Origin of the sequence: Dyadobacter sp. BHUBP1 (assembly GCF_050587785.1) — a bacterium.
Taxonomy (GTDB): Bacteria; Bacteroidota; Bacteroidia; order Cytophagales; family Spirosomataceae; genus Dyadobacter.
The window spans coordinates 1-430 of the sequence record NZ_JBOBIH010000058.1 but is presented as its reverse complement, the minus strand read 5'-3'; the positions used below and the strand labels follow the sequence as shown (position 1 = coordinate 430).

Here is a 430-nt window from a genome sequence, read left to right as displayed (position 1 = left end):
GCCATCCGAACCGGACTGAGGCACTAATTTGGTAATGCTGTTGCCGACAATCACTACCCGGCTATAATTGGGAAGGGCACAACCAGCTTTGGGGTTCAGCACGATCGTATTCGAAAAGCTGCTGTATGAGCTGCCTGATTTGGAACGCACCTTATAAGTCCCCGCGACCGTTGCGATATACTGCGTTTGGCCCGGTTGTGTGCCTGTGATCAACACATCGTTAAGGTACCACTCCAATTGCCCGCTGAAACCGGAGGCTGTCAAGGTGATCGGAGAGCCATTCGCGCAGACGTCCCCACTGGTACTTTTATACAAAATCGGGGTGATCAGCGTGGTCGCGCATGGCAGACTGATACCCACAAAATTGGCGTTACCTGGATGACCGCCTTTTGTAAGATCAAATTCGGCATGCCATTGGGTGGTCTCACTT

1 protein-coding gene is annotated in these 430 nt (G+C 52.1%); it reads right to left on the bottom strand.

Features of this window, described 5'->3' with window-relative positions:
- A partial coding sequence (locus ACQ4MZ_RS31625; protein WP_430852038.1) for a hypothetical protein occupies window positions 1-430 on the bottom strand: 430 nt, incomplete at both ends.